Origin of the sequence: Brevundimonas sp. NIBR10 (genome assembly GCF_027912515.1) — a bacterium.
In the GTDB taxonomy this organism is placed as follows: Bacteria; Pseudomonadota; Alphaproteobacteria; order Caulobacterales; family Caulobacteraceae; genus Brevundimonas.
Window position 1 is genome coordinate 2,118,226 of the sequence record NZ_CP115464.1, and the last position, 26,464, is coordinate 2,144,689.

At 61.9% G+C, this 26,464-nt stretch carries 16 protein-coding genes; 5 read left to right on the forward strand and 11 right to left on the reverse strand.

All coding sequences use genetic code 11. The annotated features are described in order from the left end of the window. Positions 1–207: 207 nt before the first annotated feature. Both O5K39_RS10445 and O5K39_RS10450 read left to right on the forward strand, forming a co-directional pair. Entirely contained in the window at positions 208–390 is a 183-nt protein-coding gene (locus tag O5K39_RS10445; protein ID WP_271143567.1) for a hypothetical protein, read from the forward strand. Positions 391–452: 62 nt separating this feature from the next. Further along, positions 453–704 (forward strand): hypothetical protein, encoded by a 252-nt coding sequence (locus O5K39_RS10450; protein ID WP_271143568.1) that lies wholly within the window; start codon positions 453–455, stop codon positions 702–704. Between the two features lie 59 nt (positions 705–763). Here O5K39_RS10450 and O5K39_RS10455 read toward each other — a convergent pair whose 3' ends face one another. Both O5K39_RS10455 and O5K39_RS10460 read right to left on the reverse strand, forming a co-directional pair. Then, the gene (locus O5K39_RS10455) at positions 764–2,320 is read right to left on the reverse strand and encodes an HWE histidine kinase domain-containing protein (RefSeq protein ID WP_271143569.1); all 1,557 of its coding nucleotides are present in this window, start codon (positions 2,318–2,320) and stop codon (positions 764–766) included. Positions 2,321–2,490: 170 nt separating this feature from the next. Then, positions 2,491–3,858, reverse strand: coding sequence for a PAS domain-containing protein (locus tag O5K39_RS10460; protein WP_271143570.1), 1,368 nt, complete (start codon positions 3,856–3,858; stop codon positions 2,491–2,493). Between the two features lie 646 nt (positions 3,859–4,504). On the opposite strand from O5K39_RS10460, the gene O5K39_RS10465 reads away from it, so the two are divergent. Continuing rightward, a complete protein-coding gene (locus tag O5K39_RS10465; protein WP_271143571.1) occupies positions 4,505–5,224 on the forward strand; it encodes a hypothetical protein in 720 nt (239 codons plus the stop codon). 270 nt (positions 5,225–5,494) lie between these two features. Here the strand turns inward: O5K39_RS10465 and O5K39_RS10470 are convergent, their stop codons facing one another. Together O5K39_RS10470 and O5K39_RS10475 are read right to left on the reverse strand one after the other, a co-directional pair. Then, complete coding sequence (locus O5K39_RS10470; protein WP_271143572.1) at positions 5,495–5,698, reverse strand: hypothetical protein; 204 nt, start codon at positions 5,696–5,698, stop codon at positions 5,495–5,497. A gap of 375 nt (positions 5,699–6,073) precedes the next feature. Then, a complete protein-coding gene (locus O5K39_RS10475; RefSeq protein ID WP_271143573.1) occupies positions 6,074–8,401 on the reverse strand; it encodes a calcium-binding protein in 2,328 nt (775 codons plus the stop codon). 531 nt (positions 8,402–8,932) lie between these two features. Between O5K39_RS10475 and O5K39_RS10480 the strand changes: the two genes are divergently transcribed. After that, positions 8,933–11,554: a calcium-binding protein gene (locus O5K39_RS10480; protein ID WP_271143574.1), complete on the forward strand. Its 2,622-nt coding sequence runs from the start codon at positions 8,933–8,935 to the stop codon at positions 11,552–11,554. 691 nt (positions 11,555–12,245) lie between these two features. Then, the gene (locus O5K39_RS10485; RefSeq protein WP_271143575.1) at positions 12,246–13,496 is read left to right on the forward strand and encodes a hypothetical protein; all 1,251 of its coding nucleotides are present in this window, start codon (positions 12,246–12,248) and stop codon (positions 13,494–13,496) included. A 165-nt stretch (positions 13,497–13,661) separates the two neighbouring features. Here O5K39_RS10485 and O5K39_RS10490 read toward each other — a convergent pair whose 3' ends face one another. The 7 genes from O5K39_RS10490 to O5K39_RS10520 form a co-directional block, all read right to left on the reverse strand. Continuing rightward, on the reverse strand, positions 13,662–13,919 hold the full coding sequence (locus O5K39_RS10490; RefSeq protein ID WP_271143576.1) for a DUF5985 family protein: 258 nt from the start codon (positions 13,917–13,919) through the stop codon (positions 13,662–13,664). After that, positions 13,916–14,188 carry a DUF5985 family protein gene (locus O5K39_RS10495; RefSeq protein WP_271143577.1) on the reverse strand — a complete coding sequence of 91 codons (273 nt, stop codon included), beginning with the start codon at positions 14,186–14,188 and terminating at the stop codon, positions 13,916–13,918. Before O5K39_RS10495 ends, O5K39_RS10490 begins: the two co-directional genes overlap by 4 nt. Next, positions 14,185–14,577, reverse strand: coding sequence for a hypothetical protein (locus tag O5K39_RS10500; RefSeq protein WP_271143578.1), 393 nt, complete (start codon positions 14,575–14,577; stop codon positions 14,185–14,187). The genes O5K39_RS10495 and O5K39_RS10500 overlap by 4 nt, the downstream gene beginning before the upstream one ends. A 181-nt stretch (positions 14,578–14,758) precedes the next feature. Further along, complete coding sequence (locus O5K39_RS10505; RefSeq protein WP_271143579.1) at positions 14,759–16,744, reverse strand: response regulator; 1,986 nt, start codon at positions 16,742–16,744, stop codon at positions 14,759–14,761. A gap of 44 nt (positions 16,745–16,788) precedes the next feature. Then, on the reverse strand, positions 16,789–22,599 hold the full coding sequence (locus O5K39_RS10510; protein WP_271143580.1) for a HAMP domain-containing protein: 5,811 nt from the start codon (positions 22,597–22,599) through the stop codon (positions 16,789–16,791). A gap of 410 nt (positions 22,600–23,009) precedes the next feature. Next, a complete protein-coding gene (locus O5K39_RS10515; RefSeq protein WP_271143581.1) occupies positions 23,010–23,687 on the reverse strand; it encodes a TorF family putative porin in 678 nt (225 codons plus the stop codon). Between the two features lie 10 nt (positions 23,688–23,697). Then, on the reverse strand, positions 23,698–25,791 hold the full coding sequence (locus O5K39_RS10520; RefSeq protein ID WP_271143582.1) for an ATP-binding protein: 2,094 nt from the start codon (positions 25,789–25,791) through the stop codon (positions 23,698–23,700). Between the last annotated feature and the right edge of the window lie 673 nt (positions 25,792–26,464).

Here is a 26,464-nt window from a genome sequence, read left to right on the forward strand (position 1 = left end):
TGCACATGTTCGGGTCTCGGCTTACGAGCTTCGGACGAATTGGCACCCACTGTCGGGATGCGATGCGTCGACTGGCTCTTCGAGACGCCCTGAGTTCCTTGGGCGAGCGGCCTGAGATCGATTCCCCCGATCTCAGGCCTCTACCGCCTTTGGGATTTGTGCGAAACCAACAGCCACGCTCGAACAGCAGGCGTGCCGGTGCATTCCATGGATATGTCTCTTTCATCCGACACGCTGCGTGCGGAGGCTGCCCGGCTTCGGCTCCTCAAGGCCTTCATACTCGATCCCCTGGCCGCCAGGGAAATCGACGACTACGCCCTCGATCTTGAACGTCGGGCAGCCATCATCGAGGGGAATGCCGGGTTGAAAGGACGACTTCCCAAACACTGAGCCGATGTGTCGTTCGAACTGCCTCGCTTGACTGGAGAAAAAATCGGTGTTTTTCTGCTTGCATGGGACAGCTTCTCGACCGGTTGATCCACGGCAGCCCAGCGTTTTCGGTCAAGCCGGAGGGGGATGGCTTTACCCTCGTTGGGAATCTTGATCGTCTGGACGAGTTCAGCGATCTGGTCCGCGAAGCGGCAAATCACGCAGGTGATGATTTTGTCGTCTTCACGACCAGCGACGGGGGGAACCGCTACAGCCAGATGTTCGTCTTGCCCTTGGATAAGATCGACGCGCATGCATGTGGCGTACTTGGATGAATCAGACTCAGGTTGGCTGAACCGGCTCGACCGGTAAACGTGGCCAACAGCCCAGTGATTCAAGCCGGAAAGCTGACATCCACGCAAAGGCCGGTGGGCTCCCAATGGCGACTGAGCGTTCCGTTGAGTTGCCCCACGACCTTGGCCATCAGCTTTGATCCGAAGCCTTGCCTTTCTGGGGTAGTAGTGCTGGGCCCTCCGATCTCTCGCCATTGAAGATCAATCCGCCCATCGTTGATCTGCCAAGACACGGAGACAGTCCCGTGCTCTTGGCTACAGGCCCCATATTTGTTCGCGTTGGTCGCAAGCTCGTGTAGCAGCATGCTGAGCGGCTGAACCTTGTCTGGGCTCAGGGTAGCGGCGGGTCCGCTGGATATCACCTGCTCCTTTGGACACAGAGCCTCCAGTTCCTCCCGAACGATGTCCTTGAGGCAGCCATCCTCCCAGCGGCGATTGGCCAGAGATGTCTGGGCACGGGCAAGCGCGTTTATCCGACCGGTTAAGACGGCCTTGTAGGCGTCCAAGTCGTCGGCGCGCGTAAGTTGGGTCAGGGATTGAACAATGGCAAGAACGTTACGGGCGCGGTGATCCACCTCGCGCATAAGGAGGGTTCGAGCCTCCTCACTCTTCTTCTCCTCAGTGATGTCGCGCGCCTCGATGATGGTGCCCACCACCCTGGCCTCATCATCATGAACCGGGCTGGCCGTGAACGCGACGGGGTAGAAGTGGCCATCCTTGTGAACAAAGACCTCCTCGCCCTGGGTGCCTGCGTTCTCCGGGAAAGCCCGGTCGATGACGCAGTCGCAGAGCAGGAATGGAGAGCCGTCAGGACGGGTGTGATGGATGACATCGTGCAGAGGACGTCCAGCCGTTTCCGCCAGCGTGAAGCCAGTCAACCGTTCCGCCGCCGCGTTCATGTAAACGCAGTGCTGAACGTCGTTCATGAGGAAGATCGCGACACTGGCGTTGTTCAGAACCGCGTTGAGACGCCGGTCGGTCTCACGCAGCTTCGCCTCGGCAGTCTCCCGCCTGCTGATCTCCGCCTTCGCCGCGCCGTAGAGCCGAGAGTTGTCGATCCCTACGGCGGCGTGGTTGGCGATACCGACGACTACGCGTTCATGCCAGTCGACCAATTTACCCGTGTCCGCGTGCCCAAAGAACAGGCCGCCGATCACTTCACCGGATCGTGAAACCACGGGCACAGCGAGATAGCTACGCACGGGAAGATGTCCGGCGGGCATGCCGTGATAGGGCGCGGACTGGCCATATCGCGGATCGGCCATGATATCGTCGGATCGAACCACCCCTTCGCCGTTGAAGGTCGGGGAGAACACGGCGGTGGCCCTAGGGTGCGGGTAGCTCGCGAACGCGCTGCGATCCGCCCCCGATAGGGCATAGAGGCTTAGAGCTTCGCCCTCTTCCCCGATGACGTTGTAGAAGAAGGCCCCGAACTCCGCACCCGTCAGTTCCACGCCGATGTCCACGACGGACTGGACGAGGACGTCGAGCTCGAGCCTGGAGGTAATCAGCGCGCCCGTCTCGTTGACGACGCGAATGGCTCGAAGTTCTTCAGAGAGCGAATCCACGGGCGACATGACCGGTTGACCGAAACTCACGACGTCCCTCGACGGCCTGCGTGGATCTGCCTTCGGAACGCCATACGCACTCCGACTACCCTAATCGGTACACATTGCCAAAGGAACCAGCTTAAAAAAGCTCCTGCGTGGTGCTGCAACGGGCACACTGCCACCGCTACGCGTTGGCGGCGCGTCCAACGTTGCCAATGTCATAGGGTCAAGCGGACTGTAGTGGGAATGGTTGCGGTCCAAACCAGGCCGTCTGATGCGAACATCAAAACAGAACTTCCGCCAGTCGCGCTGTCAAAAACCGTTGTAAGCAGCTTGGATCCGAAACCACTGTCGCGTCGTGTAGCCGTGCTCTCGGCTTTTTTCGGCGAAGGACCGTCGCGTTCTTCCCAGCGAAGCTGGAGGTTCTGTTCGTCCACCTTCTCCCACCGGACGAGGACGCGCCCGCCCGGCACGCTTAGACTACCGTATTTCAGCGCGTTTGTGCCCAGCTCGTGCACCGCCAGAGAAACATAAGGTGCCAGTCTGCCGGGCAAACGGATTTCTGGTCCGGAGATGTCGACTCGGTCGAGATGCGAGAGCTGGCCGTTCAGCAATGTATCCAGCTGGAATTGGTCGTTTCCCATTTGCAGCAGCGCATTCTGGGCCTCTGATAGGGCCACCAACCGCCCTTCTACGGCCTTCACGAAGGTGTCCGGCACCCCTACCGTCCGGGCCGACTGACGGATGATCGCCTGCACTACCGCGAACACATTCTTCACCCGGTGGCTGAGTTCCTTTGCCAGCACCTCGAGCTTCGACTCGTTCAGCTTGCGCGCGGTTACATCCATTGCACTGGCGATAACACCCGCTTGACCGTCTGGAAGCGTGGTCGGGGACGACTGGATGTCGACCCACATTCGCTGCTCGCCCATTAGGAACGACAGTTCTTCGTTCTGACTTTCGCCGGTTTCGAGTGTGCGGCGGAGCAGGCGCTCCAGCGGTTGTCCGACCTCTGGTCCTACTATTTCGCTGGGCGTCTTGCCCAGGCTATCGGGCACATTGTGGGCCCAAGTATATCGCAATTCCTGATCATGCTCGGACATGGCCAGACCAGATATGCTGCTGGCCAATGCGAACCGGTCCGCTGTCGACTTGAGCGCCCCGACACTCGCGGCGAGTTCCATGTTGCGCAAGGATAGTGTGTGCTCCACCGCACGAAGTTCGGTGATATCTTCATTCACGCCCACCATGCCGGCGAAGGCACCGAGTTCATCGCGATAGGGCTGGGCACGTGTTCTTAAAACCCGAACTTCCCCATCCGCTCGTCGGTACCGGCCCTCGCAGATGAAGGGCTCTACCGTTGCCATCGCCTGACCAAGGGGCCCAAACACTGCCGGGTGGTCTTCGGGTAGAACGCTGGAGGACCAGTCGAAATTGCCGCAGTCCTGAAGCTTCAGGCCCCAAAATTCGCGCATTGCTAAATTCAGATATACACAACGGCCCTGGTCGTCGCCTCGCCAAAGCATGGCTGGCGACATTTCAGCCAGTGCTGCAAGGCTTATTTCCTGGGGGTCCGAGCTGCTCAACGACGTATGCCGCGCCTTGTAGGAACTGCGATTTCTGCGACCTGGAGGGACATGGCGATGACGACGGGGCCGGCACAGGGAAGGATGGGCGACGAGCTTAGGGGATACCTCGTAGAATGACGGTAGGCAAACGCAAGCCTCATCGGCGCTAGCATGCTGCCCAGTTGGTGAACGTTGGTTGTGGCCTTTACCGAGGCGACGCCGGAGGACTTCAACGCACACCCTCGGTTGGATCCATTTCAGAGAATAACGCTAGGGCCGAGCGGTCCGGCAGCCCCTTGGTCTCCTAAACCGGGGCGGCGGCGTCCATCTGACCCTTATAGCCCCTACAACTCTACCACCCCGTAAGTCCGCTGGCGGGGTGACGAGCGAATTGAACTGTGGCTGCAATCTGGTTTTTCGGCCAGCATGTCGGCAAGGGATCGATCGTTCATGTCGCTCTCCAGGTTGCCGGCCCGAGGGCGATCTAGGCTCCGGCGGCCGGGCGCGGCAAGCCAGTCGTTCTTTTTCTGTTCTCATTGCTGTGGATCAGTACAAATCGCGGGACCACAAGCCCCGCTCGCCGTCACGCCGCGCCGAATCTCGGCTCGGGAACCGTTCGCCTCCGCTGAAGATTGAACTGCCCTGAAGTTTCTGGAGGGAAGCCATGACCGACTATCTTGATCGAAACGCCCAAGCCCATCCCCTTCACGCGCTGGTGTCCTGGCCGGCCGTGATCGCTGGCGCAATCGTAGCGGTAGCCGTGGGGGCCATGCTCAATCTGCTGGGACTCGCTCTCGGAGCGGGGGCCTTCAATCCCTATGATGTCGACGGTGGCGACGCTGAAGGCTTTGCAGCCGCCGCCGGCATCTGGGCCGTGATCGCCAACTCCATCGCACTGTTCGTGGGCGGCGCGTTGGCGAGCCGCGCGGCCAAGTATGCCGATCACCACAAGGGTGCGCTTCATGGCCTTAGTGTCTGGGCCCTCGCGTTCCTGCTCGCCATCCTGATCGCCGCTGGGTCCGCCGCCGTGAACACCGCTGGCGTCGCTGGAGGTGAAGCCTCACGCGCCGACGCGGGTGAGACCGTGATTGGCGATGCACTGTCACCGGATCGACGCCTGGGTGACGGGCAACTGGCTATCCCATCGATCGAGCGTGTCGAAGCCGAGAACACAGCAAACAATACCGCGACCCTGGCTCTCTGGGGATTTCTGACCATGCTGCTTAGCGGAATTGCGGCGGTGTTCGGTGGCCTGTACGGCACCCGTAACCATCGTTGGATGGCAAAGGCGGGCCTGGAGGGGCGAACGTCCCCCGAGGTGTCACGTGAAGCTGCTGATGTTTCGACTGAGCCCCGAAAGGTCTATCCGACACCTAGGTCCTAAAAGACTTGTGCCGGCCGGTAAAATGTCGCCGAGCGATAGTGGTTGAAACCACCCGAAGGCGACTGCATAACTTGGGCCTTCGCGGAAGGGCTCGTATTTCGCGAACGGCGACCCGTCCGAGGCCCAACGTCGGACGGGTCGCCACCACGTTGCAGGGCGCGTGACCCGCTAGCCCCTTCGCCTGGACACCTTCCTAGAGACCATCGACGACCTTCTGTATGATCAAGGTCGTGGACGGATCGATAAGCCTCGCCACAGGGCGAGTAGCCTTTAGGGCCGGCCGATGAAGTCAGCCATGATCCAGCATCGCTGGCCATCTGGCGTCTCGATCATCACGGTTTGCTTCTCGTGTACCTGCCACGCCCTCGCGACCTTCAACACCGCCTTCTCGTCCATGGGATCTGACTTGGTCCGTCCCATTACGTGGGAGATGACCGCGACGTAGAGTTCGGTCTCCTGCGTGCTTTTCGCCATGACGGCCTCCGCTTTGGTAGCGAGGTCTGGTGTCGAACCCCACGACGAGGATGTCGTCATAGTGGTGCGGACCAGCTGGCCTAGGAAAGGCGACGTACTCGATCCCGGCATGGTTGGCGATGGTTCGCACGAGGTCGTCGAACTCACCTCATGCCCTTCCACCGGGTAAAGGTTGAGCCCCTTCCCATCGTGAACCTGTCGGACGGGTACGCCTATCAGCAGCTTGTCGAGCATCCTTCCCATGGCGGGATTGAAGCTAATCCCGCAGCTCAGATCAAGCTCGCCGTAATGGCGGTACCCGGTCCCGTGGAAGCTTGCTCGACACCTGTCTCTGAGATGTGAGACAGCAATGGTCCAAACCGGCAAGAGAGGAAGTCAGAGAAACCAGTCCGCTCGACCGTCAAAGCGCGCCCCAGTCGCGACATCGAGGTCCGGTGCGAAGCGCCCGTTCGTGCCGTCCTCACTTACCCAGACGCCGGTGAGACCCTCGTCCTCGCGGGGAAGAGTTTGCGGCCCAGCCTCCTTGACGGTCGGTTCTTCGCTTAGCGATCCAAGGGCCCACAGGATGTCGCTAGCCCGAAGAGTGGTGTTGGCTAAGCCGATCACCATGTCGTTTGTCCCGTTGCCGCCGAGATCGACGAACAGGAACGATCCCCCCGAAAGGTAGGCAATGCCGTAGCTGTCGCTCGCGCCTGTGCGAACGGCGCGCAGATCGATCCGATCCTCGCCCGACACGAAACCGAAGATTCCGTCTGCCGCCGCCTGTGTGGAATCGGAAGCCGCCGCGTAGACGAACGTGTCGAACCCGGCATCGCCGAACATCGCGTCAGCGCCACCGCCGCCGGTGATGTAGTCATTGCCTGCGCCGCCTGAGATAGGGTCGGCCAAGGATGAGCCCTGGAGGATTTCGCTTTGGGAGGAGCCGACCAGATAGACGCCAAACCCGTTCGAATAGATGAAGTCGTTGCCATTGATCGCCCGGCCGGCAGACGTCGTCAGGAACACTCCGCTAGGGGTCTCGGCAAAGACGAAGCTGGACCCGTTGTCAGTGCGGATGACGCTGATGGATGTCGCCCCTATCAGGCTGAGATCGATGCGATCCTCGCTGGTCGTGAAGTCGTAGAGATTGTCAATTCCCGATCCAGTATCCTGGTTCGAATCCGCGCGAGACACATATCGGTAGACGTCGCGTCCCGCCCCGCCTGCGATGGCGTCAGCGCCCGCGCCGCCGGTCAGGACATCGTCTCCGGCATTTCCGACTAAAGGATCGGCCCGGGCTGTTCCCACCATGATGTCGGCCTGGTCAGATCCGATCATGTAGACGCCGAACAGGCCGCCATGCAGAATGTCTGTTCCGTTGACGGCCCCGATGGCTTGCGTCTGGAAGGAGCCTCCGGGGGTTTCGGCGAAGATCACGCTGATCCCGCCGGCCAAACGCGCGACGCTGATCGATGTGGCAGAGAGCGGGGCCAAATCGATCCGATCACCGACCTGGAAATCGTTGATGACGTCCGATGCCACAGCGGTAGAGTCCGAGGTTAGAAGATACCGGAAAATGTCCGCATCCGTCCCGCCGAAAAGTTGATCCGCTCCCGCGCCCCCGATCAGCACATCGGCTCCTGCGTCACCTGTCAATCGGTCCGCTCCGGCCCGACCGTCGATCGTGTCCGCCCCCGATCCACCGCGCAATTGATTGATATTGGCATCCCCGACAAGAGTGTCGCCGCCCGTGCTGCCATCGATATTTTCGATCCCTGTGGCAAGAACTGAACCGTTTGGAACGTTTTGACGCAGGCCCTGAAATTCAAGGTTGAAGACAACGCCGCTGACCGTTCCCGTAGACGAGAACCATAGAGTGTCAGTTCCCGACCCACCCTCGACCGTCTGCGACCCGGCCGACACCCCATTTTCAAGGCTAACAATCAGGACGTCATTGCCGCCCTCTCCAAACAAGCTATCGTTGCCCCGACCTAAGCCCCATAGCTGATTGGCCGAATTGTCGCCGCGCAATGTGTCGGCGTAGACCGTGCCGTACACGTTCTCGACGCCCACGAAGGTGTCCATGCCGAAGTTGGTGTTCTGCGATCCCTGGATCAGAAGTGAGACGTTGGCTCCGATGCCTTGATAAGCGAGCAGAATGTTCTGGAAGGTGACGATGTCGACGCCATCCCCGCCATCGAGCAGGTCGTTCCCCGGAAAGCCCAAGAGGATGTCGTTGCCCGCCCCACCAAAGAGGCGATCATCGTTCAGTCCTCCATTCAAGGTATCGTTGCCACCCTCACCATAAAAGGTGTCGTTGCCGTTCAGGCCGTTGAAGGTGTCATTGTCGCCGAAGCCGTGTAGGACGTCATCAAAGTCCGAAGCGCCCGTGATGACGAAGCCGCCGGCGTCTTCAAAAACTATTTGGGTGAAGGCGGCCAGATTGTTGCTGTTGGCCGCGCTGAACAAGGCGGCAACCGAGACGTTCAGGCCACGGACCTGAACCGATTGCCCGGCCGACGATACCCACCACATCGAGGTGATTGTCCCGGACGTTGGGTAGCCATTGACGAAGCTCCCGAACGTGCCCTCGAAAGTAATTCCCGCGTTGTCGTCGCTGATGATGAACTCACCGCCGGAGAACCGGGGATCACCATTCCTCAGGTTCTGGAAGATTGCGGCGACTCGTGCCGAGTCGAGGAAACTCGCGGCAATGGTAGGCATCGTTCAAACTCCTGACCAACTCGCACTGGACGAGACACAAAACGGACGAGAACTTTGAGAACGGCTCCGGCGGCTGTCAATCTCCCTTGCGACGAGGTTGGTGGCAGCTCTCTGGTTCGGTCTCCCTATTGGTGTCGAGGTGATGATTGACCTTCGTTTCATGAGCCTGTCGCGGGATTTGCCCAACCGAGACTCTCTGCGAGCTCACATCGATGACGTCGCGGCCAGTGGCGTCCGCACACCCACGCTATGTCCTCTCGATTGACATGCTTCGTTCCGTCGGAAATCTTCGTTTCAAAACCGCGAAACCGGGAGGGCCAAGTGCCGACTTTTGACACCACTACTCCGAACGGCGTGGACGGCGTTGGCTCTGGAATTTTCGGCGGAACAGGAGGTTCGACCCCGCCACGTTCGAACGGCGGCGACGGGACGATCTCGTTGGCTGCAACGCAGCGATTGACGGGCACGGCGCTGGCCTTCGGCGAATCCTACAACTTAACCGCTACGTCCGGGCGCGGCGGGTATGGCGGCATGGCAGCAGGGAGCATTTTCGAGAATGACTACGTCTATTCCTGGAGTGGGGGGTCGGGAGCCAACGCAGGCGCAGCCTTGGCTGAGGCCAGCGGCCTGGTCGGGGGTCAGAACTACGTGTCGGTGGTGGCTCGGGCCGGAGCCGGAGGCCATGGCGGACCCGGCAGCAATGCGGTCGGCAACGTCTCTGTAAATGGCGCGGCGACCTTCGGCGGCATCGGCGGCAACGGCGGGCGTGCTGGCAACGGCGGCGAGGCCACCGCACGCCTGATGGATTCGCGCTTTGAAGGAACCGGCGGCGAGCGGTTCTCGGTCGCCATCTACACCCTATCTCAGGGCGGCAGCGGCGGTGTCGCAGGATTTGGCGGCGCTGGCGGCAACGGCCAGGTTCCCGGGCGATCCGGTCTGAACACCCAGGCGGGCGTTGGCGGGAGCGCGCGGACCGTGGTGTCGGGAAACAGCGTCACCGGCAATTTTTCCCAGAGCTACATCCAGGTGAATGCTTCGGGCGCGAGCGGTGGTTCCGGTGCCGCCACGGCCGAGAGCGGCACAAGCCCCAGCGGTTATCGCGAGGAAAGCGACGCGGCGACCGCAGGCGGAGCTGGCGGCAACGCCTATGCAACCTTCACCGGCAACACGATTACCGGGTCTGCCGACGCCAACCAGTTGAGCATCCAAGTTGGAGCCTTCGCGCCCGGCGGCGGACAGGGCGGTTATGTCGGCAGCAACCTGCCCCGGATGCCGGACGGTCGGCCGGGCGAGGGCCGGGCGGAGATCACCGGCAACACTATCGACATGGGAGGCGGCGATGACGTGCTGACCTTCGAGATGGTGGCGCAGGGGAATGTGGACCTAGTGTTCTCGGGCAACACCCTGCGAGGCGGCGACGGGATCGATACTCTGAACTTCTCGGCCCGCCGGCATGATCTGGCCGGGGCCATCGTCGGCGGCGTCGCGCTGGACTTGGGCGCTAACACAGTCAGCGGCTTCGAGAATGTGGTGGGCTCGGTCTATGCTGACACCCTTCGCGGCGACGCCGCGACGAATGTCCTGGCTGGCGGCGACGGTGCCGACGCCCTGTTCGGACAGGCGGGCGACGATATCCTGAACGGGGGCCAGGGCGACGATACGCTGGATGGGGGAGCAGGCCTCGACCGCGTCGTATTCAGCCAGGACCGGGCCGCATATACGGTCACGATCTCGAGCGACGGGCGGACGGTGACGGTCGACGGTCCGGAGGGACGCGATGTCCTGACCCGGGTCGAACGTCTGCAATTTCGCGATCAGGTCGTTGAAGTTGCCATTCCGTCAGAGACCCTGACGGGCAGCGCGGGCAGCGACACCCTGGCCGGGGATGTAGGAGACGACGTTCTGATCGGCGGCGGCGGTGCCGACACCCTGACCGGCGGCGCAGGTGCAGACGTGTTCCGCTATCTGGCCGCCTCGGACTCGACCGCCGCCGCCTCCGACACCATCACCGACTTCGTCGCCGGCATCGACCGGATCGACCTGACGGCGCTGAACCCGAGCTCGGTGTCGATCGCGCGGCTGGCGGGTGGGGGGACGGTGGTGTTTGCCGAGACGGCGGGCGGGGCGTTCCAGACCTTTGTCGCAGGGGCCAGCCTGAACGGCGGGGACTTCGTCTTCAACGGCGGGTTCGGGGTGTTCGTGATCGGCTCCGAGGGTGCCGATGTGATCCAGGGCACGGCGGTGCCCGACCCCCTGGTCGGCAACGGTGGCGACGATGTGATCACCGGCGGGGCCGGAGCCGACGCCATCGCGGGCGGGGCCGGACGGGATGTGTTCCGGTATGTGTCGCGCGGGGATTCGAACCAGCAGACCGGGTTCGACAATCTGTACGACTTCACCTCGGGCGAGGACAGGCTCGACCTGACGCTGCTGAACGCCTCGTCGATCTCGATCCTGAGGACCGACAACGGATCCAGCTTCATCTATGCGGAGACGGCGGCCGGGGTGTTCCTGACCACCGCCGCGAACCGGACGGTGCAGGCGACCGACATCACCTATGGATCGGGGCCCAACGGCGTCGGGGGCTTCGGCATCTATCTGGTCGGGTCGGGCGTCGATGACGTTCTGGTCGGGACGTCGCTGGCCGATCCGATCGCGGGGGGTGCGGGCAACGACACCATCACCGGCGGCGGCGGGGCAGACGCCATGTTCGGCGACGGGGGCGCGGATACCTTCGTCTATCTGAGCGCCTCGGACTCGACGGCGGCGGCCTCTGACGGGATCTTCGGGTTCGTGTCGGGGACGGACAGGCTGGACCTGAGGGCGGTGCGGACGGGGGCGGCGGATACGTTCGGGATCGCTTATCTGTCGGGCGGTTCGTATCTGTTCGTCGATCTGGGCGGGAACGGGACCAGCGACCTGGTGATCGGGCTGGCCGGGACGACTCTGATCGCCTCCGACATCCTGTGGAACACGGGCGCGATCGGCGAGGAGCCGGGGGTCAAGGCGGCGGGGCCAGAGGTGCTGCCCGTTGGGGATGACGGCGAACTGTTCGACGGCGAGATGTCGCTGGACCCGTCGCCGATGACAAGGGGGTGGATGCTCGATCTGGAGGGGGCCCGGATTTCTCACAGATACGACTGGTGTCTCTGACACGGGCACCGGCCTGCTTGACCATGTGTCGCAACCCTGCAGATTGTCACTTTTCGCCTGTCCACGCCATTTAGAGATGTCACTGGCTGGGCAAGATAAAGATGTCACTCACTGATCGCTCACACGAGGGCGAAGCGGAGCGCAGCACCGCCTCGGTACCAGGGTTATATCAGCGAGCCTCGATCTCCCGCGATGGGTGAAGGTTGCGGCGAGGCTTGGACACAGCGTCCCGCTTCAGCTGATCCTCCCGGATATGCGCCAGCAACAGCCCGAAGAACTTGTTCTCCACCACGGCGGTCTAGCTGACGCGCAGCTTCTTGTCGAACAGACGATAGGGCAGGTTAGCGCCCTTGTGGCGGAGGCCGATCTTGCCATCGGGGTACTCGGCGACCTCGATCAAAGTTCGGAGAAGAGCAGATCATCGGGATCCTGCGCGAGCAGAAGGCCCATGTTCCGGTGGCGGACCTGTGCCGGAAGAGCTGTAGAATCTTGCTCGGCTAATGTGGACTTCGGCTAAGAGAAGTTGGCCTTGGCGCTTCGACGAGCTCACGATCGTCAGGTTGCGGAGGTATCCAGTCCACCTCATTCATGGAACGTCCAACCCATGGTCCCGCTGGTTCGCCTCGCAATTTTTCTTGCTGTCGTGATGCCCGCCGCGGGGGAAGCTTCGGCCGCATTTGGAGCGCAGGTCATGGCGTCGACTGAGTCTGACAGATCTCGAGAAGCGATGTGGCGACAAGCGATCTCGCTGCAGAGTGCCGACCGTCCCGCTGAGGCAGCCGCGCTCCTTCGCGAACTCTTGGCGTTGGAACAGCGCGATCGACCCGGTGAAGGTAGCACCTTACGCATCGAGGCACGCCTGATGTCCGTACTGATGGAGCTGGATGCGACGACCGAGGCTCTAGGCATCGCAGAGAATGGCTACACGGGGTCATTGGCACGTTTAGGCCCTCAGGATCCGACGACGAGTGACTTCCGCAAGGGCTTGTCTCGTCTACTTGCTGTCACAGGCCAATACGAAAGAGCTGAGCCGCTGCTACGCGGTGAACTGGAGACCGAACTCGCGGCAGGGCGGTTTGAGGACGCACGTTCCACGGGCTACATCCTGGCGAGGGTGTACTCGGGTATGAACCGAGCCGCCGATGCTGAAGCTGTGCGTCTCCGAGTAACGGACGGGGACCTTGCCGATCCTGACACGCTGGAGAGCCGAATAGACCTTTTGATGGCCCGCGATGACAAAGCTGAGGCTGAGCCGTTCGCACGTAGGCTCGTCGTTCTACGTGAAGCTTCCGGCAGACACCACGACGTGAAGATGGCCAGGGTGCGTCTGGCTCGCTCGCTGTTCTACTCTACCAATGACGTGGCCGACGACCCGCGCATCGTCGAGGCTGAGGCCATTTATCGATCTCTCTACGCCGATGAGCGGATCGGCGGTCAGACTCCAACTCCGGTCGTTGCCGCTGAGCTTGGGGAACTCCTTATAAAAACCGCTGACCCGGACACCGAGCGCCAAAACGAAGGACTTCGCATCAATGAGGAAGCCTTGGATCTGATGGGGCGCAGTCTTGGAGCCGACCATCCCGAGACGTTGGCTTGGCTCAGTCAGGTTGCCGTTTATCAGTTCGGGATGATGCACTTTGACCGTGCTGCCGCGAGCATGGAGCGGTTTGATCGCGCCCGCACCGATGGCGCGCGGGTATCTTTCGCTGCAACCGCAAACGCATTGACAGTCGCCGCCGGGCTGGCGCTTCAGGAAGACAATCTGCTCGCAGCCCACCGGATTCTTACTCGCGAAACAAGCCGTATCCACGAGCACCTGATTTCCGCCGGCTACCGCAACGACGCTCGAACCCTTCAGGAGCAGACCGCCTACATCGACCGGCTCAGCGTCTCTGTCGCTTGGCGTGCTTCGGCAGAAATCAAGGCGGCCTCAGGAACCTGACTCAAGCGGTTTCGACGGTGTTGTCAGGTAAAGCCACAGTTGCTCCAGAAAACGCCATCTTCTATCTCTGGGACCATCGCCCGAGTCATCCAGAACCACTCGCCGCGCGAATGCGAAAATCACTGCGCAGCCGCAGGCTATAATGCCCAGTGATCGAAAAATGCTCTAGCGTCGAGACTTCATGACGATTGCGAGAATGATGATTATGAAGGCGCTAGCGCGGATCACATGGAATGGGCTCTGCTCTTCGCGGGGAACCGAGAAAACGAGAGTGAGCAACGGGGTGGCAGCGAGCAGCAGGAAGGCGATGGCGAAAGCAAAAAACAGACTGTCCCCTGTACGTCGCCAGAACTTCAAAAAGAACAGGCTGGCGACCGTGTATCCCATGATGATTGCACCGGTGAGCGCTTCGGACCCGCTCATCGATCAACTTCCCAAACAAAGCCATAAATAAGAACTCCAACCGCGCTTAGCGCCGTCAACTGGCGTGCAAGGGTAAGATCCAGGTCGGGAAGCACGATCATGTCCAGGACGACGGCGGTGTTGTTGAGCGCAAGAAGGCAGAAGCAACCCGCGCTCCACAACAGCAAAGGCTGACGCGATCGAAGGTAAGATCGGATCAAAAGGACGGCGCATGCGGAGCTGGCAGCAAGGCACAGGGAATAAATGACTCCTGGGGCGAATACGCTCACGGTTTCCTTCTCCCAAGTTTGAATGAATCGGCAAAGCCCTTCAAAGGATCAACCCGTCTTGACGTTATCACGCCAATGACTGTGAACGGCCGTTCGCCATACGCGGCTTGGAGATCGTCCGCCAACCGGCCGAGGGCTATTGAGGCCGGCTGGTATCGGTATGTACCGTTGATCGAGGCGATCAGACCTGCACGTTCCAAGTGGCCAAGACAGTCCGCCACAAGAGACGTGTTGGCGCGCAGCTCACTGACCAAACCGTCCACAGTCCACGGTGTCTCCGTGTCCCGCTTTAGTGCGAGGAAGGTTTCAAGCGCCCAGACCGAGGGGAGCGCTCCTTCAATAAGGGCGCGCAGCTCCGGGTCGATGCCAGGCGGATTCGGATCCGTCACGGTTCGACGCGGGCTTTGTTGGAAAGCGACCCGAGCAAGAACCGGGCGGATCCTTTGCAGGAGGCAATGCCGGCAGCTCTGGCTGCCTGCGGCATGGACGCCGCGCAGTGTTTAACTGGGCTTGGGTTCGGGCGTTTCGTGCCAATGGTTTGGGAGCCCCTCACGCCTGCGTACGGGCCCCTCACTGCCCAAGTGCCTTGCGCTCGAAGACAGGCTGGTTCCCTTCGCTCAGGACCTGTCTAAGGCATTGGGCAAGTTGTGCGCGCTCGTAGGGTTTGTCGATCAGGGTAAACTCATGCGTAGACGTCTCGACACCTTCGCCCAGATATCCGGAGGTGAGCAGAACACGCAGCTGTGGCCGGATCTGGAGAGCCTGACGTGCCAGTTCTATTCCGTTCATCCCTCCCGGCATGACGACGTCGGAAAACAGCAGGTCGAACCGACTTTCGCCCGACAGGCGGTGCAGGGCACCCTGAGCGTCCGAAGCGACCTCGCAGGTGTAGCCAAGGCTGGCGAGCATATCGAGGCAGACGCTGAGCACCGCAGGATCGTCTTCGACGATGAGGACCCGCTCGGTGCCTGTAAGATCGTCATCCGCCCGAGAGCTCCGCCCCTCTGTCGCGAGCGGCTCCGTCGTCACCGGGAGGCGGAGCTCGAAACTTGCGCCCTTGCCGGGCTCGCTTGCGACACTCACCTGACCGCCCGATTGAGTGACGAAGCCGAACACTTGCGACAACCCCAAGCCGGAGCCCTTCCCAACGTCCTTGGTGGTAAAGAACGGCTCGAAGATTCGCGCGGCGACGTCCGGCGGCATCCCCGGCCCCGTATCGTCGACGCAAATCCGCGCAAAAGCGCCGGCTTCATCCCAGGCAGGTGGCCCGTCCGAGCCGATCATCAGTCGGCCCCGTCCGCTCATGGCGTCACGCGCATTGACCGCAAGGTTGAGGAGCGCCGTCTCCAGATGAGTCGGGTCCACCATAACGCGAATTGGGTCGGCGGACAGCTGGGTTTCGATTTCGACGCCGTCGCCCACGGCCTGCTGAAGCAGGGGAACAAACTCAGTGATCAGCTGATTGAGATCGACAACCCGAGGATTGAGCGTCTGTCGCCTGGAAAACGCCAGGAGCTGGCGTGTCAGGGTCTGGCCTCGCTCTGTTGCGGCGCGGATCGCCGCCAGATGCTTGATCAGCCCTGCCTGGCCTTCAGCCCGCCGCAGCAGGATGTCGGCGTTGCCCAGCACCACCGTAAGAAGATTATTAAAATCGTGGGCGACACCCCCGGTCAACTGGCCGACCGCCTCCATCTTTCGCGCCTGGATCAACTGTTCTTCCAGCTGGCGACGCTCGGTGACGTCGAGCAGCGTTCCATGGATATGGCCTTCTCCACCGATCTCATCCGGAACCCACACGCCTTGGTCGAGGAAGGTGCGATAGGTTCCGTCGGCGCACTGCCATCGATACTCGCAAGCGTAGGCTCCAGTCTCCGAAGCCTTCATGAGGCAGTCCGCGACGCTGGCGACATCATCGGGGTGCAGACGGCCCAAGCCGAGCTCCGGATCTTCTATAAAGCGTTCAGGGGTGAAGCCCGTTAGCGGCATAATGCTGTCGCTTACGAACAGCGCCTTGAAGGGGTGGACCGTAGCCCGCGAGGTGAAGACGACGGGAAGTGACTTCAGGATCGCGTCCTGGCGCTCGCGCGTGGCCCTCAGCGCGCGTTCGGCCGCCAGCTTTTCTTCGCTGATCCGCGCATGGTCTTCGAGCAGAGCCTGACGCTCCTGGTTCTGGTGGCGCAACTCCAGCGTCTTCAGGTGAAGGTCGGCTAGAATGGCGACCTTCGAGCGCAGGATGAACGGATCGGCCGGCTTGAACACGACGTCCACGGCCCCGACGGAATAGGCCTGGAAGATGTGCGGCTCGTCCCGGAATACGGCGGTGACAAAGACGATGGGCGTGTCGCGTGTGCGCGGGTGTTCCCGGATCAGGCGAGCGGTTTCGTAGCCATCCATGCCGGGCATGTGGAGGTCCAGCAGGATGACAGCGAACTCCTGCACTAACAGGATGCGCAGCGCTTCCTCGCCGGAGCGGGCGACGACTAGGTCATGGCCGAGGATCTCGAGCGCCTCCGTGGCTGCGAAGGCGTTGCGTTCGTCATCGTCTACAATCAGCACTCGCGCCCTGGGTGGACCGGGCTTCATTCTGGTGGCGCGGACCATCACAGCACCGCCGGTTCGCGGGGCGTTTCGAGCGTGGAAGCGGCCAGCCGTGTGGCATCCGTCCTCTGGATCGAAACCCGCATGACGGAAATCAGATAGTCGATGTCGACTGGCTTGGAGACATAGTCCGAAGCCCCGGCCTGGATGCATTTGGCACGGTCGCCCTTCATCGCCTTGGCGGTGACGGCGATGATCGGCAGATCGGCGAACTGGGCGATTGAGCGGATCTCGCGCATCGTCTCATAGCCGTCCATGTCCGGCATCATGATGTCGACCAGGATGATGTCGATCTCCGGATGCTGACGCAGCAGGTCCAGCCCCGCCCGGCCGCTCTCGGCGTAGAGAAGCCCGACCCCAAACTCCTCCAGGGCGCTGGCCATGGAAAAGATATTGCGGATGTCGTCGTCGATGACGAGCGCGGTGCGACCCGTCAGGATGGCGTCGTCCTTGCGGGTCTGGGCCAAGGTCGTGCGGGCCTCTTCCGACAGGGTCTGCGTCGGCTGGTGCAGCAGCAGCGTCGCCTGTTCAAGCAGTTGCTCTGGCGTCCGCGCCAACCGCGCATGGCCTGCGAAAACCGCCAGCCGCAGTCGTCTTTCGTCTGCGGCAGCCAGAGCGTCCGCGGCATAGACTATCGCCGGGCGTTCAGCGGCCCTCAGCCAGTCGACCAGGGCCGGCACCGACGCACCGGCTGCGTCCATGACCAGACTGTCGGAGGGTTTGATCTTGGCCCGCGAGAGCGACTTGAGAGACTCTACACGCGTGACGGTGCCGAACGCCGATTTCAATACCGTCACCGCTTCGCCTGCAGGGCCAACGAAGACCAGCCGGCGATTTGTTACCGACACGAACCGTCGCACGTCGTCCAGGCTGGCGACCACGCCTTCCCGATCGATGGGTTTGGGGGTGAAGCCGAAGGCTCCGATCGCCAGGCCCAGCCCGGCCTGATCATCCGCCGAAATGACATGAACCGGGATGTGGCGAGTCTCGGGCGTTCGTTTGAGCAGGTCAAGAAGTGCCAGACCGTCCATGTCTGGCAGGCCGACATCCAGCATGATCGCTTGCGGCCCATAGCGTCGCGCCAAAGACGCCGCTGCCACACCCTGTTGCGTGACCACGCCCTTGAACCCGCAATCGTGAACAAGGGCGAGCAGGATGGAGCCGAACCGCGGATCGTCCTCGACGATCAGGATCACCGGATCGCCCGGCGCGATCGCATCGCGATCGTCGATGACGGCCTCGACGTGTTCCATCTCCTCCTCAACCGGCGTGGAGCGTACGGTGATCAACTGCCCCGGTTCGCGGGCCGAGGCCCCTGCGGCAGGCACGGCCGGGCTGAAGTTCAGGGGAAGGAAAAGGGTGAAGGTCGAGCCCTTGTCGATCTCGCTCTCTACCTTGAGTTCCCCGCCGAGCGTGCGGGTGATCTCGCGGCTGATGGAAAGGCCCAGCCCCGTGCCGCCGTATTTGCGGCTCGTCGTCCCGTCCGCCTGCTGGAAGGCTTCGAAGATGATCCGCTGCTTCTCTTCGGGGATACCGATGCCGCTGTCGTGGACGGAGAAGGCCAGAACCTGACCCGCCTTGCCGAGGTGCTCATTGGCCGAGCTCCAGCCGTGCTCCACCTTCTCGACCTTCAGGCTGACGCCACCGGCGGCGGTGAACTTGAACGCGTTCGAGAGCAGATTCTTGATGATCTGCTGCAGTCGCTTGTCATCGGTATACATAGACGTGGGTAGCGCGGGGTCCAATTCGATCCGGAAATCGAGCCGTTTGTCCTGGGCGATCTGGGCGAAGGTTCGCTCCATCTGGTCGCGAAGATCGGCAAAGCTGGTTTCGCCAATGTCCAGGGTGACCGTGCCTGACTCGATCTTGGACAGGTCGAGAATGTCGTTGATGAGGCCCAGAAGGTCTGAACCGGCGGCATGGATGTTCTTGGCGAACTCCACCTGCTTGCCCGTCAGGTTGCCCTGGGTGTTCTCGCTAAGCATTTTGGACAGGATCAGCAGGCTGTTCAGCGGCGTGCGCAGCTCGTGGCTCATGTTGGCCAGGAACTCGGACTTGTATTTCGACGTCAGGGCCAGCTGTTCGGCCTTTTCCTCCAGCGCGAAGCGCGCCTGTTCGACCTCGATATTCTTGGCTTCCACCTGTTTATTCTGCGCGGAGAGCAAGATGGCCTTGTCTTCCAGTTCGGCGTTGGACTGCTGGAGCTCTTCCTGCTTGGCGCGGAGCAGTTCCTCGGACTGGCGCAGGGACGCGGCCTGCTGTTCGAGACGATCGTTCGTGGATTTCAGCTCGCCCTGTTGGGCCTGAAGCTCCGACGTCAGCAACTGCGACTGGCTCAGCAGGCCCTCGGTCCGCATGTTGGCCGCGATAGTGTTCAGAACGATGCCCACGGATTCCATCAGCTGGCTGAGGAAGGATTGGTGGGTCTCGGAGAACTCGCCAAAGGTCGCCAGCTCGATCACCGCCTTGACCTCACCCTCGAATAGCGCCGGCAGGACGATGATGTTGAGGGGGGCCGCGCCACCGAGGCCCGAGCCGATCCGCACATAGTCGCGCGGGACGTTGGTCAGCAGGATGCGCTCCTTCTCCTTGGCGCATTGACCGATCAGGCTCTCTCCCAGTCGGAAGGTCGGCGACAGCTGCTCACGCTCGGTTGTGGCATAGGTCGCAGCCAGCACCAGAACCGGTTCCGCCTCGATGTCCGCATCGGCGGCATAGAAGACGGCGTGCTGGGCATTGATCAGGGGCGCCAGCTCGGAAAGCACCATGTTCGACACCGTGGCAAGATCGCGCTCGCCCTGCAGCATGCGGGTGAAGCGCGCCAGGTTGGTCTTCAGCCAGTCCTGCTCGGTGTTCTTCAGCGTCTGATCCTTCAGATTGCGGATCATCTCGTTGATGTTGTCCTTCAGCGCCGCGACCTCGCCCGAGGCCTCCACCGTAATGGACCGCGTCAGCTCGCCCTTGGTCACGGCGGTGGACACCTCGGCGATAGCGCGCACCTGCGTGGTCAGGTTACCGGCTAGCTGGTTCACATTGTCGGTCAGATCGCGCCACAGGCCGGCGGCACCCGGCACCCGCGCCTGTCCGCCTAGCTTGCCCTCGATCCCCACTTCCCGCGCCACGTTCGTCACCTGGTCGGCGAAGATGGCCAGGGTCTCGATCATGCCGTTGATGGTGTCGGCCAGCGACGCGATCTCGCCCTTGGCGTCGAGCGTCAGCTTTCGCTTCAGATCCCCGTTGGCCACCGCCGTCACGACCTGGGCGATTCCGCGCACCTGACCTGTCAGGTTGGCGGCCATGGAGTTCACGTTGTCGGTCAGATCCTTCCAGGCCCCGGTGACCCCGGCCACTTGGGCCTGACCGCCCAGTTTGCCTTCGGTACCCACCTCGCGCGCCATCCGGGTCACTTCTGACGCGAACGCGTTCAGCTGGTCCACCATCGTGTTGATTGTGTCTTTCAGCTCGAGGATCTCGCCCTTCACATCCACGGTGATTTTCTTGGACAGGTCGCCCTTGGCCACAGCGGTGGTGACCTCGGCGATGTTCCGTACCTGGCCCGTCAAGTTGCCGGCCATGAAGTTCACGTTGTCGGTCAGGTCCTTCCAGGTACCGGCGACGCCGCGCACATTGGCCTGCCCGCCCAGCTTGCCCTCGGTGCCGACCTCGCGCGCCACGCGGGACACCTCGGAGGCGAACGAGTTCAGCTGATCCACCATCACGTTGATGGTCGATTTCAGCTCCAGGATCTCGCCTTTCACGTCCACGGTGATCTTCTTGGACAGGTCGCCGTTGGCCACGGCGGTCGTCACCTCGGCGATGTTCCGGACCTGACCGGTCAAGTTGTCGGCCATCAGGTTGACATTGTCGGTCAGGTCTTTCCAGGTGCCAGTCACGCCCTCCACCTGGGCCTGTCCGCCCAGCTTTCCGTCCGTTCCGACCTCCTTGGCCACGCGGGTCACTTCCGAAGCGAAGGCGTTCAGCTGGTCCACCATGACGTTGATGGTATCCTTCAGCTCCAGCACCTCCCCCTTCACATCCACGGTAATCTTCTTGGACAGGTCACCATTGGCCACGGCGGTCGTCACCTCGGCGATGTTGCGCACCTGACCCGTCAGGTTGGCGGCCATGAAGTTCACGTTGTCGGTCAGGTCCTTCCAGGCCCCGCCGACGCCCTTCACATTAGCCTGCCCGCCTAGCTTGCCGTCTGTGCCGACCTCGCGCGCCACGCGGGACACCTCGGAGGCGAACGAGTTCAGCTGGTCCACCATCACGTTGATGGTCGACTTCAGTTCGAGAATCTCGCCCTTCACGTCCACGGTGATCTTCTTCGACAGGTCGCCGTTGGCCACGGCAGTGGTCACCTCGGCGATGTTCCGGACTTGACCGGTCAGGTTGTCGGCCATCAGGTTCACATTATCGGTCAGGTCCTTCCACGCCCCGGTGACGCCCTCGACCTGCGCCTGGCCGCCCAGCTTGCCGTCGGTGCCGACCTCCTTGGCAACCCGGGTCACTTCGGAGGCGAAGGCGTTCAGCTGGTCCACCATGACGTTGATGGTGTCCTTCAGCTCCAGCACCTCGCCGCGCACTTGCACGGTGATCTTCTTGGACAGGTCGCCCTTGGCGACCGCAGTGGTCACCTCCGCGATGTTGCGGACCTGACCGGTCAGGTTGTCGGCCATCAGGTTGACGTTGTCCGTCAGGTCTTTCCAGGTCCCGCCGACGCCTTCCACCCGCGCCTGGCCCCCTAGCTTGCCTTCAGTTCCGACTTCCCGCGCCACCCGGGTCACTTCGGAGGCAAAGGCGTTCAACTGGTCCACCATGGTGTTGATGGTGACCTTCAGCTCCAGGATCTCGCCCTTCACATCGACGGTGATCTTCTTGGACAGATCGCCCTTGGCCACCGCGGTGGTCACCTCGGCGATGTTGCGGACCTGGCTGGTCAGGTTCGCAGCCATGAAGTTCACGTTCTCGGTCAGGTCCTTCCAGGTGCCGGTCACGCCCTTCACCTGGGCCTGTCCGCCCAGCTTGCCCTCGGTGCCGACCTCGCGGGCCATCCGGGTGACTTCGGAGGCGAAGGCGTTCAGCTGGTCCACCATGGTGTTGATGGTGTTCTTCAGCTCCAGCACCTCGCCCTTCACGTCCACCGTGATCTTGCGACTGAGGTCGCCGTTGGCCACGGCGGTGGTCACTTCGGCGATGTTGCGCACCTGTCCGGTCAGGTTGGCGGCCATGAAGTTCACATTGTCGGTCAGGTCCTTCCAGGCCCCGGCCACGCCCTTCACGTTCGCCTGACCGCCCAGTTTGCCCTCGGTGCCGACCTCGCGCGCGACGCGGGTCACTTCCGAGGCGAACGAGCCCAGCTGGCCCACCATGGTGTTCACCACCTTGCCGATGCGCAGGAATTCGCCGCGCAGCGGCCGCTCCTCGTTCTCCAGGTCCATGGTCTGGCTGAGGTCGCCCTTGGCGACGGCACCAATCACCCGCGCCATCTCGGCGGTCGGGTGCACCATGTCCTCGATCAGAGTGTTGACCGCGTCCACGCTCGCGGCCCAGGCACCAACGGCCGCGGGAACCCGCGCGCGATTTCCGATTTTACCCTGGCGTCCAACCACCTCGCCGAGCCGGCTAAACTCACGGCTCATTCGGTCGTTCAGTTCGACGACGTCATTGAAGGCCTCGGCCAGCTCCCCATCCATGCCGGTCAGGTCGCCGGGCAGGCGAACCGAAAAGTCGCCACGGCGGAAAGCCCTTAGAGCCGCCAAAAGCTGACGATTATCCAGCGCGGCCTCAGGGGCCAAAGCAACCAAAGACATTTTTGAACTCCGCGCGTCTCAATCCCGTGACTGAGGCAGCGGACGCCGAGCGGGGGTGTTGGTCTTAAAAACCTGCAGCTCCCCCACCTTATCCCCCGCTAAATCGTCCCCCAGAATCCGGACTAAACCGGTAACGCAGCGCTTGGTTCCATCGCCATTAAAGCTTGGCACCCAGCGCTGCGGGAGGCGCTATCAGTTCGCGTAATGCTGTGCTCCCTCACATAGTGACTGTTAGGTGTAGAATGGCAGGGGAAGGAACGGCCGAGGCCGACACCATCGCGGTGTTTCATAGCGTCTGCTTCTCTGCGGCACGCTGCTCTTGCTGCTGGCGCTTCAGAAACCGAATGCTCAATTTCTGCCGCGTTATGACGGTTCACTGCGCCATCGCTTGGCGGAAGCGGCCTATCTCCTTAGAATCCGATGAAAAGGGAGGCGATCACCGCGCCTGGGGTGAGATCGCTATCCGTCCAAGCAAGTCCTAGTGAGGCTGGTCCCACGTCTCGGCTGACACCCACCTCCCAGTCGGTCTTCCCACCTGTCGCGAATGCGCCGTCTTCATATCCGAGCCGAGCGTTGAGCCCGACCGGCCATCTGTGTGGAGCGTAACTCAGGCTCGCCCAACCATATCGATTGTCATCATCGCCGAGAGCCTCCTGATCCGGCGCATAAGCGAAACCCAGTGTGCCCGTCAGGGCATCGAATGTGCGGCTCACCTGAACCGGAAGCTCGTAGTAGTTGACGTCATCACCGTCCGGGTACCGGTAGACTGCCACCGAGGCATCGATGTCGTAGCCTGAGACGGATCCGTTCCATCCCAAGGAGCCAGTGATTTCCACCTCGGCCCCGTCCCCATCGTCTCCGATGCCGTATTCCTCGATCGTAGAAACATAGGCGTCTGCGTAGAAGCCAGAGCTATGGGTGAAGGTGAGGCCGCCCTGCAGAGCAGAATCGTTGCCTGACAGGGAGTAGCCCCGGTAGCGATAGTCGCTCACGACCCCGACCGTCGCCTTGGACGTCCATGTCCCGGTTTGGGCGAGGCTCGGCCCGGCGGTCAGCAAGCAAGTGACGAGGACAATCGATCTCAGCATTGGTTTCCGTTCAGGCTGCGACAGCAGTGGAAGGGGCGGGGGCGCTCGCGTCGAGGAGGCTCTCCATGGCCTCAATCAACGCGGCGGGACGGATAGGCTTGGCGAGATGCATGTCGGAGCCCGCGTCCAAGCTTCGGCGAATGTCGTCCGCCATAGCGTTCGCCGTGAGCGAGATGACCGGCGTGCGAGGCAAACCCGCGGCCGCCTCATGCGTGCGCAGGGCGCGGGTGGCCGTCAAGCCATCCATCTGCGGCATCTGGACATCCATCAAGATCAGATCAAACGGTGCGGCCTTGAAGAGGTCGAGGGCCTCCACGCCGGTTTCGGCGAGGGTCAGGTCCACGCCGAGCGGCTCCAGGATCATCGCGACGACCTGCCGATTAATCGCGTGATCGTCGGCATACAGAACCCGCAGGCTGACCTGGCTCGGCATGCTGTGAGCTGCTGGAGCGAGGTCGGCCGGGGTGGCGGCGACGTCCGTCAGCCGGCGAAGCGGAAGGTGGGCGAAGAAAGTGGACCCTTTCCCGGGAACGGATCTAACCGTGACCGAGCCGCCCATCATCTGGGATAGTGAAGCGCAAATCGATAATCCCAGCCCGGTTCCGCCGTATTGGCGGCTGACCGAGACATCGGCCTGTTCGAAGCGCTGGAACAGCCGTGCCGCCGTCGCACGGTCAAAGCCGATGCCGGTGTCACTGACGCTGATGCAGAGCTTTCCGCCGTTATGGCGGCGCGCCGTCAGTTGCACGCAGCCGCTTTCCGTGAACTTGACGGCATTCCCAACGAGGTTCGTCACAACCTGTGACACGCGGGTCTTGTCGCCGGCGTAGACACCCTCCGCGTCCGGGTGAATCGTCAAGCCCAGTGAAACGCCCTTGGCCGCAGCGGAGGCACCATGCAGGGCTGCTGCCGATCGCAGCACTTCAGCCAAGTCAAAGGGGGCGATCTCGAACTGAAGTTGGCCGGCCTCGATCTTGGCGACGTCCAGTATGTCGTTCACCACATGTTCGAGCGTTTGACCGGACGCCACGATGGTGCGCGCCATCTCGCGACCCCGTTCGTCGATCTGATGCGCGTAGAGCAATTCGGTCATGGCGATGACGCCGTTCAAAGGCGTTCGCAGCTCATGGCTCATATTGGCGAGGAACTGCGACTTGGCGGCGTTGGCGGCTTTGGCTTCGCCGAGAGTTCGGTCGAGAGCTTCTTCATTATAGGCGAGGTCGCGGATCAGGCGGTAAACTCGTAGTCCTCCGACCCCAAGGGCAACCAGCAGGAGCAGGACCAGTACGATAAGGGCGGGAATCGCGCGAGACAGTAAAGACGCGCTGGGATGATCAGGGGTCCATTCGATGGCGCCGAGACTGCGGCCTGCGCTGTCCTTCAGGACCACCCACGCTTCGCTTTGCGGTGCCTCCGGTCCGATCAGCCGCGGATGATCTAGCATCAGGTCGGCGTCCAGGGTCGCGACGAACGTCCGGGCAGAGAGCCCGCTGACCACGATTGGGTCAGGCCTGTTCGCAACAGCGTGCGCTGCGTCTTCCGGGACGACCGTCGAGACACTGACGAAATAGGGCTCTGCTCCCACCATCACCGTGGCTTGCCGCGTGACTACAGTATCCAGTCCATAGGCCGAACGTAGTCCGGAACGGCTTGGTGCCGGAGCAGAGGTCCGAACGGCGTCGACGAGGGGCTGGACGGCTCTTGTGAGCGCGGCCTCGGTCCGTGGATCAACCGCCTCGCTGTCGCGGGAGGCGTAGGTGACCCGGCCGGCTCCATCGTAGGCCAGGGACACCTCGTGGTTCATGTAGTCCGCGAAATAGTCGCCGTAGTTGATCTGCATCCAGTCGGCGTCGCCGGCAAGCGTCTGCGTGTAAGCCTCGTTCCACACGGTCGCAGAGATGACGTCCTCGCGAAGCCCTTCCAGGCGGCGTTCGACGCGGCGCTCGGTCAGCGCCGTCTGGGTCTCAAGGTTCATCCTGTCGAGAACGTGGGCGGAATACGCGATCATGCCGCCGACGGCGAGCAGCACGGTAGCGACGGCAAGCAGCCCGACCAGTATGAGCCGCAGCAGATGCGCGCGTGTGAGTGCTGAAGCTTCCGACATTGTCTCCTCTGGAGACAGGCCTAAGCAAACACCCTGAAAAGTTTGATAACCTCGCCGCAGCCGTTCCGCTCAGGACGAGCATAGTCAAAACGAAACATGCTGCTTGAGCCGCCCTTGGAGTGACCTGAAGACTGAGTGCGGCAATCCAGATTGAACAGAACATTCGGGTGACGGCCTTGGGCGGGGAGTGGTATAGTCCCGATGGCCGCCTTTATCCGGTTTCCAGACTTCCATCAGGCAAAAGGAGCAGACTCCCGACCGTGACCTATCCGCGACTCGCCGAAATCGGTTACTGGACCCCGGCTCCTTGCTTCTTAAGATCCAAGTGTAGAGCTCGTCGGCAGATCCCTATCTACTCGTAGCTAACAAGTGATTTCCACTAAAGTTTAAGTAATTTCAGCGTTCAAGCGCTCAGGATTTGGTCCCGCTGCTCCTGAAGGCTCCGCGCAGCACGGCTTTGAGGTGGGCAGTCATGATTCTTTGGCAGTCGCCACGACGGCTTGGCAGAGAATCTGTGATAGCCGTACTGTTTGAGCGGGATGATGGGATCAGACGCGGACATGGCGGCTCCTCGGGGCGAAACTGAGGAACGCACTGGTCTCGCATTGGTGTTTCAACGGCCGTTCACAGTGTCGTGCGAACATCGCCGTATCACCGTTTGCTGGTCGATGCC